We start from the raw sequence: 16,715 nt of genomic DNA on the forward strand, positions 1-16,715 counted from the left end.
CCGACTTTGTCTGCACACGGTTCTTTCTTTTCTTTTCCTTCGTTTTCCCGTACACTAGGAAAGTGTCAGCGATCACTATCCACAAGAGCGGAGGAATGCATGTGCCTGCTTTTCGTATATCCCCGCCGACGCATACGCTGCGGATCGAGGCGTGGGAGAAGGAATTTCCCGGTCTGGTGGCCGGTTTTACGCTGCGGACGGGAGGGGTGAGCGAGCCCCCATACGCCTCGTGCAACCTGGGGCTGCATGTCGGGGACGATCCCGATCGCGTCACCGCCAATCGCCGGCTCCTTGCCGAACGGTTGGGGATGCCGTTTGAAGCATGGACATGTGCCGACCAGGTGCACGGCAGCTCCGTTCAACATGTGACCCACCAACATCGCGGCGCAGGCCGGGAAAACATGGCGGACTGCATCCCGGCGACGGACGGTTTGCATACGCAGGAAAGCGGCGTGCTGCTCACTTCTTTTTACGCCGATTGCGTGCCGCTCTTTTTCCTGGACCCCGACCATCGGGCCATCGGCCTTGCCCATGCCGGCTGGAAAGGGACCGTCGCCCGCATTTCCGAGGAAATGATCCGTGCCTTTGGGCACACGTACGGCAGCCGCCCGGAGCGTTTGCTTGTCGCCATCGGGCCTGCGATCGGAGGGTGCTGCTACGAAGTGGATGAACGGATCATCGCGCATGTCCGGCAGACGGCGGGCAGCTGGCAGGAGAGTGTGACACCGCTGTCGAATGGGAAATACTTGCTGGATCTTGTCGGCTTGAATCAGTCTATCCTGATGGAAGCAGGCATAGCCCCCTCGCGGATCATCCGCGCCGACTTGTGTACAAGCTGCCATACCGACCTCTTTTTCTCCCATCGCAAGGAAGCGGGAAAAACCGGCCGGATGGCTTCATTTATCGGATGGAAGGCGGAAGGAGCATAGAACCATGGATCGAACTGTCCAACGAGAGAAGCTTCGTGCCCGGCAGGAAAAAATCGAAGCCCGCATCAGGGCGGCTTGCGAACGCAGCGGCCGCCGGCGGGAAGAGGTGACCATCGTGGCGGTGACGAAGTATGTGGATACCGACGCGATCGGTGATCTGCTCGCGGCAGGGATCAGGCATATCGGGGAAAACCGCGTGCAGGACGCGCTGCCGAAATACAACGTCTTCGGACAGGATGGCATCTGGCATTTTATCGGGCACCTGCAAACCAACAAGGTAAAGGACGTAGTAGGTAAATTTACCTATATCCATTCGCTGGACCGCGTCTCCCTGGCGGCGGAAATCGACAAGCGCGCAAAAGCGCTCGGCATCGTCGTCCCATGCTTCGTCCAGATCAACGTCGCCGAAGAAGAGACAAAATTTGGGCTTCGTCCAAAGGATGTATTGGCTTTTTTTGCTGAAACAAGTAATATGAGTCATATAAGGATTATCGGATTGATGACGATGGCCCCGCAGGTGGATGACCCTGAAGAGGCGCGCCCGGTTTTTCGCGGGCTGCGCGAGTGGCGGGAGCGCATCCGTGAGCTTCCCTACGGCAACCTGGCTGTCGAAGAGCTGTCGATGGGCATGTCGGGGGATTTTGAAGTCGCGATCGAAGAGGGAGCCACATTTATCCGTCTCGGCTCCGTGCTGGTAAAAGACGAAGAGGAATCGTAGGAAACGAAGCCGCTGTTCTTGTCGGGAAAGGAGGATGGTTATGGGAGTCATGAATAAGATCATGGGATTCTTCGGCCTGGAAGGCGAGGAATACATGGAAGAAATTGTCGAAGAAGAGCGCGAGGAAGAGCTGTATCCCAAACGCAACGGCGGGAGGATGAACAATGTCGTCTCCCTGCATGCGGCCCGGGAGAGGGAAGGAATCCGCCTGATGCTGTTTGAGCCGCGCAGCTACAGCGACGCGCAGGATATCGCCGACAATCTGCGCCACCGCCGCCCGGTTGTGATCAATCTGCAGCGCGTGGAGAAGGAACAGGCCAAGCGCATCGTGGATTTTCTCAGCGGTACCGTTTATGCGCTGAACGGGGATATCCAGAAGGTAGGCGACCATATCTTCGTATGCACCCCTGACAATGTAGACATGCAGGGGAACATTTCCAGCATCGTGGAGGAATAAACGGCAGATCATTCATTGAGGTGAATCCATGGTTTTTCTCTGGCAAGTCATTAACTACGCCTTTACCATCTATCAATACATGGTGATTGCCTATGTGTTGATGTCGTGGGTTCCGCAAATGCGCGAAACCGGGATCGGTCAATTTTTGGAACGCATGGTTGAACCGTATCTGGCACCGTTCCGCCGATTCATTCCCACGATCGGCTTTATCGACATCTCGCCTGTGGTGGCGCTGTTTGCGCTGTACTTCGCCAAAAGCGGGCTGCTCACGCTGCTGAGCATGATATTCCCGTAGACCCGACACGGTTTGCATAAAGGACGCGTGACCTTTTGATGAGCATTTTTGATCATTTTCGCAAGGAAGAGCTTCCCTTTGTGGAACGGGCGCTGGAGATGCTGACGCAGGCAGAGCGGAAGCAGACCATGCGCCTTACTGATTTTCTGGACCCCCGGCAGCTGGCGATCCTGCAGAGTCTCCGTTCCCAGACAAACGGTATCGCAGTGAGCGCGAGCGGCGGGTATCCAGGGGCGGAACGGGTGCGGGCTGTACTCCATCCCGATGTTTGGATGGCGGAGCCGGAGGATTTTCAACTGGCCCTGCTGGAGATCAGGGGAAACCAGCGCTTCGTCAAGCTGGAGCATCGCGATGTCATGGGGGCCTTGCTGCACATCGGCCTGAAGCGGGAGAAGTTTGGGGATATTCTGCTGGAGGAGGACCGCTGCCAGGTGGTGCTGGCTCGGGAAATCGCCGATTTTGTGCGGATGCAGGTGACGCAGATCCACCGGATTCCCGTCGAACTGGTGGAGATCCCTTTCGAGCAGGTGCTGACACCGTCGGCCAAACGGGCGGAAAAAAGCGTCACCGTCTCATCGCCGCGCATCGATGCCCTGATCGGGGAAGTGTATCATCTCTCCCGTGCCAAAGCCCTGGTGCCGATTCGGGCCGGGAAGCTGAAAATCAATTGGCAGGTGGTTGACGATCCGTCCCGGCAGGTGCAGGCCGGCGATGTGGTGTCGCTGGCCGGATACGGCCGCTTTCAGGTGCTGGAGCTGACCGGCCCGACGAAAAGCGGCCGCTTGCGGGTGATGGTCGGCCTCTACGCATAGGAAAAATTTTGTTGCAGCCGGCAGGAAAACAGCCGAACCTGTCGAAATTTTGCTTAACGAATCCGCAGAGGGTGGGGTGTTCTCGTGCCATTAACGCCATTGGACATACACAATAAGGAATTCAGTACCGGTTTTCGCGGATACAACGTGGATGAAGTGAACGAATTTCTCGATCAAGTGATCAAAGACTTCGAACTCTTGATCAAGGAAAAGAAAGAGCTGGAAGAGCGCGTTGCCCTGCTGAACGAACGGGTAGAACACTATAAAAGCCTGGAAGAGAATCTGAGCAAGTCCATTCTGGTTGCCCAGGAAACGGCCGAAGAAGTGAAGTCCAACGCGCGCAAGGAGGCACAGCTCATTTTGAAAGAGGCGGAGAAAAACGCCGACCGCATCGTAAATGAAGCGCTGGCCAAATCGCGCAAAATCGCGATCGAAATCGAAGAATTGAAAAAACGTGCGTCGGTGTACCGCATGCGTTTCCGCACCCTGCTGGAAGCCCAGCTGGAGATGCTGGAAAACGGCGCATGGGACGATCTGGAGCATGCGGATTCCGCCATCGAGGTGGAATGACGATTGACATTTGTGCCGGAATCATGTAAGATATGAGCCAATCTTTTCAAAAACACATAGCTGCCGACGATGAACGGGACGAGTATGCGATGCAAGGCTGCCCAGAGAGCCGGAGCAGGTGGGAACCGGCCAGCACACAGCGCAGAAAATCACCCGGGAGTCCGATAGCCGAACGTCTGTGGAAGGGCAAGTAAGCAAGCGTGTCATTCGCGTTACGAATGGAAGAGTGGGCATGAGCGGCGGCTTGTGCTCAGTAGGGTGGTACCACGGGAGCCTTTCTCGTCCCTAAGCGGGATGAAAGGGCTTTTTTATTTTTTAGTGTAGGAGTGAATCAGATGAGTGTGGATTACAGCAAAACGCTAAACCTGCCGAAAACCGATTTTCCCATGCGCGGGAACCTGCCTGTCCGGGAGCCGGAGATTCAGGCATGGTGGGACGACATAGACATCTATGCGAAGGTGCAGGCGCGCACCAAAGGGCGGCCGACCTTTATCCTGCACGACGGCCCGCCGTATGCCAACGGGGATATCCATATCGGGCATGCGCTGAACAAAATCCTGAAGGACATGATCGTGCGCTACAAATCGATGGCGGGCTTTCATGCGCCGTATGTGCCGGGCTGGGACACCCACGGCCTGCCGATCGAGCAGGCGATCATCAATGCGCAGGGGCTTGACCGCCGCAGCATTGAAGTGAACGATTTCCGCAAACGCTGCGAAGAGTATGCCTGGACGTATATTGACAAGCAGCGCCGGCAGTTCAAACGGCTGGGCGTGCGCGGGGACTGGGAGAATCCCTATGTCACCCTGAAGCCGGAATATGAAGCGCGCCAGATCAAGGTATTCGGCGAAATGGCCAAAAAAGGGTACATCTACAAAGGGCTCCGCTGCGTTTACTGGTCCCCGTCGTCGGAGACCGCCCTCGCCGACGCGGAGATCGAATACAAGGACAAACGCTCTCCGTCCATTTATGTCAGCTTCCGCGTGAAGGACGGCAAAGGGAAGCTGGATACCGAGACGAGCGTGGTCATCTGGACCACCACGCCGTGGACGATCCCGGCCAACCTGGCCATCACCCTGCATCCGGAGCTGGAGTACAGCGTGGTCAAGGCAAACGGCTTCAAGTACCTGCTGGCGTCCGGCTTGCTGGAAGCGGCGTCCAAAGAGATCGGCTGGGAGCAGGTGGACGTGCTTGCCACCTTCAAAGGCGCAGAGCTGGAAGGTGTGGTGACCCAGCATCCGTTCTATGACCGGGAGTCGCCGATCCTGCTCGGCGAGCACGTCACGCTGGATGCCGGTACGGGCTGCGTCCACACCGCGCCCGGCCACGGGGAAGACGACTTCAATATCGCCGCCAAATACGGCATCGGGGTGCTGTGCCCGGTGGATCACGAAGGGAAAATGACGGCGGAAGCGCCGGGATTCGAAGGCTTGTTCTATGAGGATGCCAACAAGGTCGTGACACAAAAGCTGGAAGAGGTTGGCGCTCTCCTGAAACTGGGCTTTATCACCCACTCCTACCCGCATGACTGGCGGACGAAAAAGCCGGTGATCTACCGTGCCACGGAGCAGTGGTTTGCTTCCATCGACGGCTTCCGTCAGCAACTGCTGGATGCCATCAAGGAAGTGAAATGGATTCCGCACTGGGGCGAAACCCGTCTCGCCAACATGGTGGCGGATCGCGGCGACTGGTGCATTTCCCGCCAGCGCGTCTGGGGGGTGCCGATCCCGATCTTCTACTGCAAATCCTGCAACGAGCCGGTGATCAACGATACGACGATCGATCACATCGCGGAGCTGTTCCGCCAGGAAGGTTCGCAGGTATGGTTTGCCAAAGAAGCGCATGAGCTGGTGCCGCCAGGCCTGGCTTGCGAAAAGTGCGGCTGCACGGAGTTCCGCAAAGAGACGGACATCATGGACGTCTGGTTCGATTCCGGCTCCAGCCACGAAGCGGTGCTTGCCGAACGGGAGGACTTGTCGTGGCCGGCCGATATGTATCTGGAGGGTTCCGACCAATATCGCGGCTGGTTTAACTCGTCCCTCTCCACTTCCGTTGCCATGCATGGCCGCGCTCCGTACCGCAGCGTCCTGAGCCACGGCTTTGCCCTGGACGGCGAAGGGCGCAAGATGTCCAAGTCGCTCGGTAACGTCGTGGTGCCGCAGGAAGTGATCGACAAGCTGGGGGCGGATATCCTGCGCCTGTGGGTGGCTTCGGTCGATTATCAGGCGGATGTCCGCATCTCGGATGCGATTCTTGCGCAGATTGCGGAGGTATACCGCAAAATCCGCAATACGTTCCGTTTCCTGCTCGGCAACCTGGACGGCTTCGAGGTGACGAGGGACCGCGTTTCCTACGAGCAGCTGAGCGAACTGGACCGCTATGTGCTGGCGAAAAAGGCACAAGTGGTGAAACGGGTACGCAAGGCATACGACGAGTACCAGTTCCATACCGTTTTCCACGCCGTGCACAACTTCTGCACGCTTGACCTGTCTGCCTTCTATCTGGATATCTGCAAGGATCGGCTCTACGTGGAGGCCCCGAACAATCCGAAGCGCCGGGCCGCCCAGACCGTCATGTACGATTGCCTCGTGGATCTGGTCAAACTGGTGGCACCGATTCTGCCCCATACGGCGGACGAGGTATGGCGTTACATCCCGGGCGTGACGGAGGAAAGCGTCCAGCTGACCGATCTGCCGGAAGCCAACGAACAGCATCTGGCGTTCGCTGCGGAGCTGGAGAGCAAATGGGATGATTTCCTCGCCGTGCGCGACGAAGTGTTGAAAGCGATGGAGGAGGCGCGCCGCAGCAAGGTATTCGGCAACTCCGTCGACGCCAAGCTCTCCCTCTATCCGCAAACTCCGGAGGTATACGAAGCGCTGACGCGGATGGATGAGCTGGATGAACTCTTTATCGTGGCGCAGGTCGAGGTGTATCAACTGAATGCCGTCGTTCCGGAAGCGGCTTACAAACAGGACGGCATCAGCGTGCTGGTGCAGCCGGCTGAAGGCGTGAAATGCGAGCGCTGCCGGATCGTGAAAACCGATGTCGGGGTCAATCCCGCACATCCGCACATCTGCGGCCGCTGCGCGGATGTCGTCACCACCCATTTCGCCCACGTATTGGAATAGGCAAGAGGCGGAGACCTCTCCTGTCTGGCTGATAATAACTGCCAGCGGGAGAGGTCTTTTTTTGCCTGCCGCTGTGGCATACTACAGGCACAGAAGAAAGAAGGAGGGTGGGTCAGTGGAGCAGCAGAAGCTGGATCATTTCCGGCAGCGCTTGCTGGAGATGAAAAAGGAGCTGGAGCATCGCGTCCAGCCTCACTACAGCCTGGAAGAGCAGATGTCCGATTCATTGCAGGAATTTTCCATGTACGACAACCATCCGGCGGATATCGGGACCGAAATGTTCGAGCGGGAAAAAGATCTTGCCCTGTACAGTCTGGATCGGGAGACGTTGAAAGAGATTGATCAGGCCTTGGCCCGCATCGAAGACGGCACCTACGGGACCTGCACCGTCTGCGGCCGCCCCATCCCGGAAGAGCGGTTGGAGGCGCTGCCGCAGGCCATGACCTGCAAGGAGCATGCACCCGCTCCTCACATCAACGACTCCCGGCCGATCGAAGAAGCGTTTCTCCAGCCGCCTTTCGGACGAACGTCGCTGGATGAACGGGAGGATGCCAATTTCTTCGACGGCGAGGATGCCTGGCAGATCGTGGAGGCATGGGGGACGTCCAGCACGCCGTTTTCCTTTGTCGACAATGACAAGACCGACTACAAGGAAATGTACATCGAATCGGACGAACCGGACGGATATGTGGAGCCGGTGGAGCAGATCGGCTATACCGGGATCGAGGGGTATCACGGGCCGGAGAGCGTCAGATTCATGCGCAGCGGTACGTATGAGGAATATATGCGCAAGCAGGAAGGGTACGGCAATGCGCTTGACTATGAAGAATATCTAAAAGAGCGGGCGGAGCGGGAAGGACGGGACGATCTGCTGTGAGCCACCTTGATCAGCATGGGGAGGGGATGGGGTGCGGATTGAACGCGTGGAAACGTACCCGCTGCTGCATCGCCTGAAGCAACCATACGGAGACGCGAACGGCTACAAAAAGTATCGCACCTGTTTTCTCATCCGCCTGATCACTTCTTCCGGCGTGGACGGCTGGGGGGAAGTGATCGATTGGCTGCCGACGCTGGCCGTTGGGTTCCAGGATCGGATCATCCCCTTTCTGCTGGGGAAGCCGGCAACGGAGCGGCTGCACTTGGTCAACACCATCAAGAAGTGGCATCAGCGTTCCGCCGCAGGGGTAAGCATGGCATTGACGGAGATTGTCGCCAAAAAAGCGGGGCTCTCCATCTGCGAGCTGTGGGGCGGGAAGCTGCATGATTACATCCCGGTCTATGCTTCTTTGCAGAGCTATCGGGAAGAGCCGGACTGGCAGGAACGCTCCCTCGTCCAGGTGGAGCAGGCGGTTGCCGACGGATTTGCCAGGGTGAAAGTAAAAATCGGCGGCAAAACGATCAAGGAAGACCAGGAGCATATCCGGCGCCTGCAGGCATTGCTGCAGGGGCAAGCCCGGCTGGCGCTCGACGCCAATCAGAGCTACGATGCGGCCGCCGTTTTCCAGTGGGAGCGGCTCTTGCAGGAATGGCCCAACCTTCTGTGGCTGGAGGAGCCTATGCCCATGGAGCGCGTGGCTGATTACAAGCTGCTCCGTTCCCGCCTGCCGATTCCCGTTGCCGGCGGCGAAAACCTGCCGGACGCCGCAGCGTTTGTGCCGCTCCTCCGGCAGGGCGCCATCGATATTATCCAGCCGGATCCCATGCATCAGGACGGCATGGACGGGTATCGGGAGACGCTCCAGCTGGCTCGCCACTTCGGAATGCGGGTCTCTCCCCATGCTTTTGACGGAGTCTTGTCCCGCCTTTATGCTATCATGGCGCAGGCGTGTTTACCCGCATGGAGCAAGATGGCCGGGGAGGAGATCGAGCCGGTGGAATGGGATGTGATGGAGAATCCGTTTACCCGCCTGTTTCCCATCGCACCCGTCCGGGGGGCGGTGGCGGTCCCGACCGGCCCGGGATTGGGCATGGCCCCCGATCTTGAGCTGCTGACGGCCTACCGGTGGGACGGCAGCATATACAGGTAAGAGACGAGGAGTGAACCATGGCAGCAAACACGAAGAACCTAGTAGGCTTGGCAGACATTCCGCTGGTGATGGTGCTGGGCAATTCCATGTTGATCCCGGTTCTGCCCACCATGAAGGCGAAGCTGGGCCTGAGCGCCTTCGAAACCAGTTTTCTCATCACGGCGTTTTCCATAGCGGCCGGTATCGTCATCCCGCTGGCCGGGTATCTGTCTGACCGATTCAGCCGAAAAGCGGTGATCGCCATCGGCTTGACCCTCTACGGTCTGGGCGGCTTGTTGGGGGGACTTGCCGCGATCTGGTGGGATCATCCGTACGGCATCATCATTGCCGGACGTCTGCTCCAGGGCATCGGGGCTGCGGGAACCGCCCCCATTGCCATGGCCCTGATCGGGGATTTGTTTGACGGCGCCCAGGAGAGCCGGGCATTGGGGCTGATGGAGACCTCAAACGGGCTGGGAAAAGTGTTAAGCCCCATTTTCGGAGCGCTGTTGGCCTTGATTGCCTGGTACATGGTTCTGCTGATTTTTCCCGTCATCTGCGGAGTGGCGCTGCTGCTCTTGTTGCTGGTGAAGGAAAAAAAGCAGAACCGAAAACCGATGCCGGTCAAACAGTATGTGCAGTCCGTCAAACAGGTGTTCCGGCAGCACGGCAAATGGTTGATCCCAGCCTTCTTCATCGGCAGCATCTGCCTGTTTACCCTCTTCGGCGTGCTCTTTTACCTGTCCGATCTGCTGGAGGACCGGTATAAAATCGATGGGGTGCTCAAGGGCGGCTTTCTCGCTATCCCGCTTCTGGTCATGAGTGTAGCGGCTTACGGGACCGGCATCATCATCAAGAAGAAGCTGCAGCTGATGCGGCTGTTCGTCATCATCGGCATGCTGCTGCTGGCCGCCTCCTATGTCCTCGCGAGCTTCATGAAGAGCGTCTATCTTCTCATCGCGGTTCTGGTGATCGGCAGCCTGGGGACGGGCATGATTCTCCCTTGTCTCAACAGCATGATTATCGGGGCCGTCAAGAAAGAGGAGCGGGGGATGATCACCTCCCTCTACAGCGGGGTACGCTTCATCGGCGTGGCCGTGGGGCCGCCCGTCTTTACCTGGCTGCTGGATTTCTCCAAGAAAACCATGTTTTTTTCCATCGCGGGCTTGTCCGCCTTGTTTGCAGGGGTTGCCTTCCTTTGGCTGAAGCCGAAAAAAGCGGCAGCGGGGCAGACGGAGCAAGCGGGCGGAAAACAGCAGAACGACCAGGAGCAGAAAGCGTTTGACGAGATCGCGCACATCCTGGGGATCAGGGAAGAGAGCCAGGCGGAAAAACGGCGAAGCGCAGCGGTCGATGCGCTCGGTTTCGATGTGAATGAGTTGATCGATCACCTGTTCAACAAGGAGGAGAAGGAGAAGGGAAAATGAAAACAGCGCTTCCGGAAAGGCGCTGTCAGTGTGCAGACAAAGTCCGTCCTATCATGGGTAATGGTTCCTGCTCGCTCTCTTGACGACCCGCGCAGAAGTTTGCCGTGTCCGCTCCGAAACGCGACGCGGGCAGGGGGCTCAACATCTGGGCTTGACAAGATATTAGCTGGTTCAGGGATGTGAGACTCACGCCCCCTGTGGCCCCGCGTCTTTGTTTCTCCGCTGAGTTGGTCGTCAAAGGAGCTCGCTTGGCCCCATCACGCCATGACTCTAACAGTGTATGTCATCAGTCTGACAGCGCTTTCGGAAAGGTGCTGTTCGATGTATGAATGGGATTTTTATTCAATCCCGACGTGGCAGGTGATGCCGCCATCCAGCGTGATGCAGGCTCCGTTGATATAGCCGCTGTCCGGACCGACCAGGTGGGCCGCCATGGCGGCGATTTCATCCGGCTGGGCAATCCGTTTGACGGGGCTTTTGTCCAGCACTTTGCGCAGGTGATCGCCCACTTCCCCGGCTTGGACACCCATGGCCGTGTCCACGTAGCCGGGACAGATGGCGTTGCAGGTGATCCCGAACGGTCCCCATTCGGCGGCGATCGCTTTGGTATAGCCGATCATCCCGTGTTTGCTCGCGACATACGTGGAGCTGCGGGAAGCGCCGAACAATCCCTGCACCGAAGCGATGTTAACGATTCGACCGAAGTACGCCGCCTTCATCTTGGGCAGCAGATGGCGGGCAAACAGAAAGACGCTCCGCAGGTTGGTGCTGATGATCCTCTCCCATTCCTCGTCGCTCACTTCATCGATGCGGTGGAAGGGGCCGCCGACCCCTGCGTTGTTTACCAGAATGAGCGGCGTTCCGTGAAAGGCGTTCTCCACGGCAGCGATCGCCGCCTCGACGCTCGCGCTGCTTCCCACATCACAGGCAATGGCTGCCGCTGCGCCGCCCTCGCCGATGACAGCCTCCTTCACCCGTTCCACATTTTCCTTTTGAATGTCCAAGAGGCCGACAGCCATACCCAGCCGGGCGAACCGGAGGGCGATGGCTTCTCCAATGCCGCGTCCTGCGCCGGTGACAATCGCGATTCGTTGCGTTTGATTCATGATGATGATGCCACCTCCTACAATACGCCCTTTGGCGGGAGAATGCGGATCTCGTCGATGCGCACGCCGGGGGGCTTTTTGACGATATCCGCGATCACAGCCGCGATATCCTCCGGCTTCAGCATATCCTGCGGGTTGAAGGCGCGGCTATCCGTAATCTCGGTGCAGACCGCCCCGGCGCTTACGGCGGTCACATGGACGCCGTACGCTTTCCATTCTTCGTTGCAGATTTGGGAGAAGCCCCGGACCGCATGCTTCGAGGAGCCGTAGACGCCGTTTTCGCTGAGCGGCAGATAGCCCGAGATGCTGGAGAGATTGATGATGCGGCCGCCCCCCTGATTTTTCATCAGTTTGAAGGCTTCGCGGGAGCAGAGGAATAGGCCCGCCACATTGATGTCCATCACTTCTCTCCACTCCTGCAGGGTGGTATCTTCGATCGGCTTGAAAATGCCCACCCCGGCATTGTTGACGAGTACGTCCAGTTTCCCTGAGGTCTCCCTGAGCCACGCAAACAGCGACAGCACGCTCGCTTCATCCGTCACATCAAGCCTGGCTACCCGAATGTCGCCCGCCCGCAGGGGTTCCGTTGGCCTTGCGGGCTCCGCATGACGGCTGGTGACGCAGACGGCCGCCCCTTCCCGGGCAAGCCATTCCGCCGTTGTTTTCCCGATTCCTCTCGTTCCCCCGGTGATCAGCACCACCTTATCCGGCAAGCTCATGACGAATCCCCCGCTTTCCACAGCCGGAGCAGATAATCCCTGGCGTTGAGCAAATCGAAAGCGCTTTCAAGAAAACATTCAAGTGTGAGATAGCCGGCGTAACCGCCCGCTTGCAGCGAGCGAAGCACCTGCCCAAAATCGAGATGCCCCCGGCCGGGCACGCGCCGGTTGGAATCGGAGAGGTGGACGTAGCCGATCCGTGGCAGATGCTGCGCAATCACGCCGGACAAGGAGTGCTCCTCGATGTTCATATGAAAGGTGTCCACCAGCAGTTTGAGGCGAGATGAGCCGCTGACATCCATGGCCCTCACCATCTCGCTCACGGTGTTGAAAGCCGGGCTTTCATAGCGGTTGATCACTTCGGCAAAAAGAGAGACGCCCGCATCTTCGGCCGCCAGCGCCAACTGCCCCAGCGTTTCGCCGAAGGATGCGATCTCTTCCGGGGTGGCGGGCGGATGCGGGGTCAACACGCCGGGGCTTCTGGGGATGCCAAACGCTGGCACGATCACCACGCCGCCCGCGCCGATCTCGCCGGCATACCCGATCAAGCGGCGCACGCCCGCGATCGCCGTTTCCCGTTCCTGCGCCGAGGGATGGAACAGGTGGCCGTCATAACCGCCCACGAGGGAAGTAACGGCGATGGGGGAGCCGCGAAAGACCGCCTGAATCTCTTTGACCCGCTCGCGGATGTCAAACGCCCACAGCTCGATGCCGGAGAAACCATGCCGCGCAAGCCAATCCACCTTTTCCTCCAACGTATGTCCGGGAACCAAATGCTCCTGGCAGGCTAGCTTCATGCCGGTTCCTCCCTATCAAGATTCTTCAAAACGGTATTTGTTCAGCACATCTTTGCCGCCGGTCACCTGGATAACCGCGCCGGTGATGAAATCGGCGTCGTCCGCGCACAAAAAGGCGATGGTGCGGGCAATGTCCTCCCCGCTGCCGGGCCGTCCCACCGGGGTGTGGGGATCGGGAATCCCCCGGACATCCGCGATGTCCGCTTCCTTGTGCGCCCCGACAATATCGCCCGGACAGAGCATGTTGACGGTGATGCCATGCTCCGCTTCTTCCAGCGCCATGGTTTTGGTCAGGGAGACCAGCCCTGTCTTGGCCGCAGCGAATGCGGAGCGGTACATCCAGCCGGGAGCGTGATCAGCCCGATCAAAGCCGAAATTGATGATGCGGCCCCAACGCCCGGCGCGCATGTGCGGAAGCAGCAGCCGCGACAAATAGAAGACGCTGCTCAGGTTGCCATGCAGCAGGTAGTGCCATTCATCGAGACTGTATTCGGTCAATTTCTTTCTTTCAGAAATATAGGGGCCCGCCCCGTTCACCAGAATCTGGATGCTGCCTGCCGCTTCCAAGGCCTGCTTGACAAGGCGCTCCGCATCCCGGGGATTGCTGACGTCCGCCCGGAAGGCATAAGCATCGACGCCGTATGTTTCCTTGAGGGAGGCGGCCAGCCCCAGCGCCTTCTCTTCGCTATGCATGTAGGTAATGACGATATTCATCCCCTGGCGGGCTAACTCCATGGCCGTTCGCTTTCCCAGTCCAGTGGCGCTTCCCGTAATCAGCGCAGTTTTCTGTTTCAAGCCGATACCTCCATCGGTCCACTGCTTTCCCCGCCGAGACGATGGTTCCTCATCGTTCGCCGGGCTTTTCCTAGATACATTGTAGACAATGTAATACAATAATGCTAGTTGCCAATTGGTGCAAGTGACAGGAGAGATTTTGATGGAAGCGTATCAGGATATTTTCGGCAATCCGATCCAGCTTACCTTTGATCCGCAGGAATTTCAGCCTCCGGGTCACGTGCTGGTCGTGCCGCTGTGGGGCGGGAAGATTGTGTTTACCCATCATAAAGAAAGAGGGATCGAACTGCCCGGGGGAAAAATCGAGCGGGGTGAGACGCCGCTTGCGGCTGCCGTTCGCGAGCTGTTTGAAGAAACGGGGGCATCGCTTGCCCGCATTGAACTGATCGGGCAGTATATCATTACCATAGGGGAAACGAAAATCGTCAAGGCGATCTATCTGGCAGAAGTGAACGAGTTGTGGCCTTTGCCTGGGGAAACGGACACCAGGGGGGCCGTCGTCTTTGAGGAGATTCCTCACTGTGTGGCGGACGACCCCCGCTTCAGCCCGTTCATGAAAGACGAGGTGTATCCGCGCACCCTGCAATATCTGGGATTGCGGTAAAAACTCCACCTGCCGGTCAGGTGGAGGAAGGGTGCGGGAGATGGTGCAGGGCTGTCTGCGAAAACTGGCTGCATTCGTCAAAGACGAACTGCCTGCAGCCCTGGCAGGCCCGCCGGTCCAGGTATGACAATGCCTTTAGGACCGCATCGCCGGTATGTTCGAGGAAATGTTCCGGTCCGATCTGGTCGTACAGGCCGGTTTTTTGCAGCATCTGTTTGGGCTGCTCCCCGAGACCGCAGACAAGCAGGATACAATTGTTCCGTTTCAACTGCGATACCAAAGCAGCCAGTTGGGCTACGCCGGTCGTATCGATGAGCGGCACTTTTGCCATGCGCAGCAGGACGATTTTCGGCTTGGTTTGCAGCGCACGGACGATCGATTCTTCCATGCGTTTCGACGCGGCAAAAAAGAGCGGCCCTTCCATGTTGTAGATATGTAGCTGCGGGCAGTCGTGCCCTTCGTACACCATGTGGGGCACGATCGGCTTGTGGCTGTCGGACGGATCGGGCAGGGCTTTCGAGATGGAGATCTGGCTCATCTTCTTGGTAAACAGCAGGACGGCAAGGCCAAGCCCAACTTCCACGGCGATCGTCAAATCGGTGAACACCGTCAGCAGGAAGGTGGTCAACAACAGCAGCGAATCGCTCGTCCGCGTCTTCAGCAGATGCAGAAACTCCCGGCGTTCGCTCATGTTCCAGGCCACCACCATCAGGATCGGCGCCATGCTGGCCAGCGGGATCAGCGAGGCATAAGGCGCGAACAGGAGCAGGACCAGCAAAACGACGATGCCGTGAATCACGCCGGAGAGGGGCGAGGCGGCCCCGTTTTTGATGTTGGTGGCCGTGCGGGCAATGGCGCCGGTAGCCGGAATCCCGCCGAACAAGGGCGTAATGATGTTTGCGATGCCCTGGCCGATCAGTTCGCGGTTGCTGTTGTGCCTGGTGCCTGCCATGTTGTCGGCCACCACAGCGGACAGCAGGGATTCGATCCCACCCAGGAGGGCGATCACCAAGGCCGGCCGAATCAGCTGAACCAGTTTGTCCAGCGTAATCTCAGGGAAAGCCAACGCGGGCAGCGTACCCGGGATGGCGCCATAGGTAGAGCCGATCGTCGCCACTTTGCCGGCGAAAAAGAAGGAAGCCGCCACGCTGGAGACGACCAGCCCGATCAGGGAGCTGGGCACTTTGGGAAACAGCTTCATGGACAGGAAGATGCTGCCCAGGCAGAGCAGCGCCGTGATCACGCTGTATGGATTGATGGTGTCCAGATGAACGACGATCTCTTTCATGTTGAGGAGAAAGGCATCGTGCTTTTCTACCTGCAGGCCGAGGAAATTGGGAATCTGGCCGCTGAAGATGATGACGGCAATCCCGGCGGTAAACCCGATGGTGACCGGCTTCGGGATGTAATGGATAAACGAGCCCAGTCTGAGAAGTCCCATGATGACCAGGATGATGCCCGCCATCATGCCGGCAATCAGCAGATTTTCGTAACCGTATGTCATGACGATGGAGAAGAGAATGGGAACAAAGGCACCGGTCGGGCCGCCGATCTGGAAGGAGGTTCCCCCGAAGAGAGAGATGAGGATGCCGGCAACAATCGTGGTGTAAATGCCATACTCGGGCTTTACGCCGGAGGCAATCGCGAAGGCCATGCCGAGGGGGATGGCGATGATGCCGACGATGCTGCCGGAAACGAGGTCTTTTTGCAGGTGTTGGAGCGAGTAGCCTGCAAATCTGTTGCTGTTGCTGTTCATGACAAACCCTTCTTTTCTCGTATGAGGTAATGAATATGTAGCTTATTGTAACAAAATTAGACAAATTTTTAAATGACCCGTTTTTTCCTCTCATTTTGGCAGTTTTGCTTCCAGGCATGATTCGGGCGGGTGTGGCAGACACCCGCCCGTGACTTGGCATGCCCGACGGCTGGTCGAACCTTACATCTCCCCTTCTGCTTGCACAGGCAGCCTGCGCCTGTGCAACCCGCGCAATCTTCGGAAAGAAAAGCGCCGCCTCGGCCGCTTGACGACAGGCTCGGGTGCAGGCGTCGGGGGAGTCGTCATCTGCTTGATGATCTCCTGCACGGCCGGATTGGACAGGATCGTCAGGAACTGATTGATTTTCTCCAGATCCAGTTTGCTGAAAAAATCGGCCAGGGACTGTTTCTTCTTCTTTTTGGCGGTGAGGTTGGCTGAACGGACCGATTTCTTCACGATGCGACCTCGTTTTCCTTTTCCTTTCATCTGGTTCACCGTTCCTCTCTGGATATCTTTGGAAAAACAGGCGATGGCATAGGTACTGACAGCGTATCCTATGACATTGGTGGAGGAGATGACCTGGGTAGCTGTCACCC

17 protein-coding genes and 1 other annotated feature are annotated in these 16,715 nt (G+C 58.0%); of the genes, 11 read left to right on the forward strand and 6 right to left on the reverse strand.

Translation table 11 applies throughout. The annotated features are described in order from the left end of the window. The first annotated feature begins 95 nt into the window (after positions 1–95). The 10 genes from pgeF (at position 96) to G3578_RS00975 (ending at position 10,342) form a co-directional block, all read left to right on the forward strand. On the forward strand, positions 96–929 hold the full coding sequence (gene pgeF / locus G3578_RS00930) for a peptidoglycan editing factor PgeF (protein ID WP_165207727.1): 834 nt from the start codon (positions 96–98) through the stop codon (positions 927–929). Between the two features lie 4 nt (positions 930–933). After that, entirely contained in the window at positions 934–1,647 is a 714-nt protein-coding gene (locus G3578_RS00935) for a YggS family pyridoxal phosphate-dependent enzyme (RefSeq protein ID WP_165207729.1), read from the forward strand. A gap of 40 nt (positions 1,648–1,687) precedes the next feature. After that, positions 1,688–2,104, forward strand: coding sequence for a cell division protein SepF (locus G3578_RS00940; protein WP_165207731.1), 417 nt, complete (start codon positions 1,688–1,690; stop codon positions 2,102–2,104). 28 nt (positions 2,105–2,132) lie between these two features. After that, positions 2,133–2,399, forward strand: coding sequence for a YggT family protein (locus G3578_RS00945; protein ID WP_165207733.1), 267 nt, complete (start codon positions 2,133–2,135; stop codon positions 2,397–2,399). A gap of 38 nt (positions 2,400–2,437) precedes the next feature. Then, positions 2,438–3,211 carry a YlmH family RNA-binding protein gene (locus G3578_RS00950; protein ID WP_165207735.1) on the forward strand — a complete coding sequence of 258 codons (774 nt, stop codon included), beginning with the start codon at positions 2,438–2,440 and terminating at the stop codon, positions 3,209–3,211. 84 nt (positions 3,212–3,295) lie between these two features. Then, the gene (locus G3578_RS00955) at positions 3,296–3,781 is read left to right on the forward strand and encodes a DivIVA domain-containing protein (protein ID WP_165207737.1); all 486 of its coding nucleotides are present in this window, start codon (positions 3,296–3,298) and stop codon (positions 3,779–3,781) included. A gap of 60 nt (positions 3,782–3,841) precedes the next feature. Then, positions 3,842–4,071: a binding site (T-box leader), on the forward strand. Positions 4,072–4,122: 51 nt separating this feature from the next. Continuing rightward, positions 4,123–6,909 (forward strand): isoleucine--tRNA ligase, encoded by a 2,787-nt coding sequence (gene ileS / locus G3578_RS00960; protein ID WP_346773944.1) that lies wholly within the window; start codon positions 4,123–4,125, stop codon positions 6,907–6,909. A gap of 115 nt (positions 6,910–7,024) precedes the next feature. After that, a complete protein-coding gene (locus G3578_RS00965) occupies positions 7,025–7,786 on the forward strand; it encodes a TraR/DksA C4-type zinc finger protein (RefSeq protein ID WP_346773935.1) in 762 nt (253 codons plus the stop codon). Positions 7,787–7,817: 31 nt separating this feature from the next. Next, positions 7,818–8,936, forward strand: a complete 1,119-nt coding sequence (locus G3578_RS00970) for an enolase C-terminal domain-like protein (RefSeq protein WP_165207743.1) — start codon at positions 7,818–7,820, stop codon at positions 8,934–8,936. Between the two features lie 17 nt (positions 8,937–8,953). Next, positions 8,954–10,342: an MFS transporter gene (locus tag G3578_RS00975; RefSeq protein ID WP_165207745.1), complete on the forward strand. Its 1,389-nt coding sequence runs from the start codon at positions 8,954–8,956 to the stop codon at positions 10,340–10,342. 338 nt (positions 10,343–10,680) lie between these two features. Here G3578_RS00975 and G3578_RS00980 read toward each other — a convergent pair whose 3' ends face one another. The 4 genes from G3578_RS00980 to G3578_RS00995 are packed head-to-tail and all read right to left on the reverse strand — an operon-like array spanning position 10,681 to position 13,759. Next, entirely contained in the window at positions 10,681–11,448 is a 768-nt protein-coding gene (locus G3578_RS00980; protein ID WP_165207747.1) for an SDR family NAD(P)-dependent oxidoreductase, read from the reverse strand. A 17-nt stretch (positions 11,449–11,465) separates the two neighbouring features. Continuing rightward, positions 11,466–12,167: an SDR family oxidoreductase gene (locus G3578_RS00985; RefSeq protein WP_165207749.1), complete on the reverse strand. Its 702-nt coding sequence runs from the start codon at positions 12,165–12,167 to the stop codon at positions 11,466–11,468. Further along, positions 12,164–12,964: a sugar phosphate isomerase/epimerase family protein gene (locus G3578_RS00990; RefSeq protein WP_165207751.1), complete on the reverse strand. Its 801-nt coding sequence runs from the start codon at positions 12,962–12,964 to the stop codon at positions 12,164–12,166. Before G3578_RS00990 ends, G3578_RS00985 begins: the two co-directional genes overlap by 4 nt. Positions 12,965–12,979: 15 nt before the next feature. After that, positions 12,980–13,759: an SDR family oxidoreductase gene (locus tag G3578_RS00995; protein ID WP_165207753.1), complete on the reverse strand. Its 780-nt coding sequence runs from the start codon at positions 13,757–13,759 to the stop codon at positions 12,980–12,982. Between the two features lie 142 nt (positions 13,760–13,901). On the opposite strand from G3578_RS00995, the gene G3578_RS01000 reads away from it, so the two are divergent. Further along, complete coding sequence (locus tag G3578_RS01000) at positions 13,902–14,363, forward strand: NUDIX domain-containing protein (RefSeq protein WP_165207755.1); 462 nt, start codon at positions 13,902–13,904, stop codon at positions 14,361–14,363. A gap of 16 nt (positions 14,364–14,379) precedes the next feature. On the opposite strand, the gene G3578_RS01005 is transcribed toward G3578_RS01000, so the two are convergent. Both G3578_RS01005 and G3578_RS01010 read right to left on the reverse strand, forming a co-directional pair. Next, a complete protein-coding gene (locus tag G3578_RS01005; RefSeq protein ID WP_165207757.1) occupies positions 14,380–16,119 on the reverse strand; it encodes a SulP family inorganic anion transporter in 1,740 nt (579 codons plus the stop codon). A gap of 180 nt (positions 16,120–16,299) precedes the next feature. Further along, positions 16,300–16,575, reverse strand: coding sequence for a hypothetical protein (locus tag G3578_RS01010; RefSeq protein ID WP_165207759.1), 276 nt, complete (start codon positions 16,573–16,575; stop codon positions 16,300–16,302). Positions 16,576–16,715: the final 140 nt, after the last annotated feature.

Origin of the sequence: Brevibacillus sp. SYP-B805, from assembly GCF_011059135.1 — a bacterium.
Lineage (GTDB): Bacteria > Bacillota > Bacilli > Brevibacillales > Brevibacillaceae > Brevibacillus_F.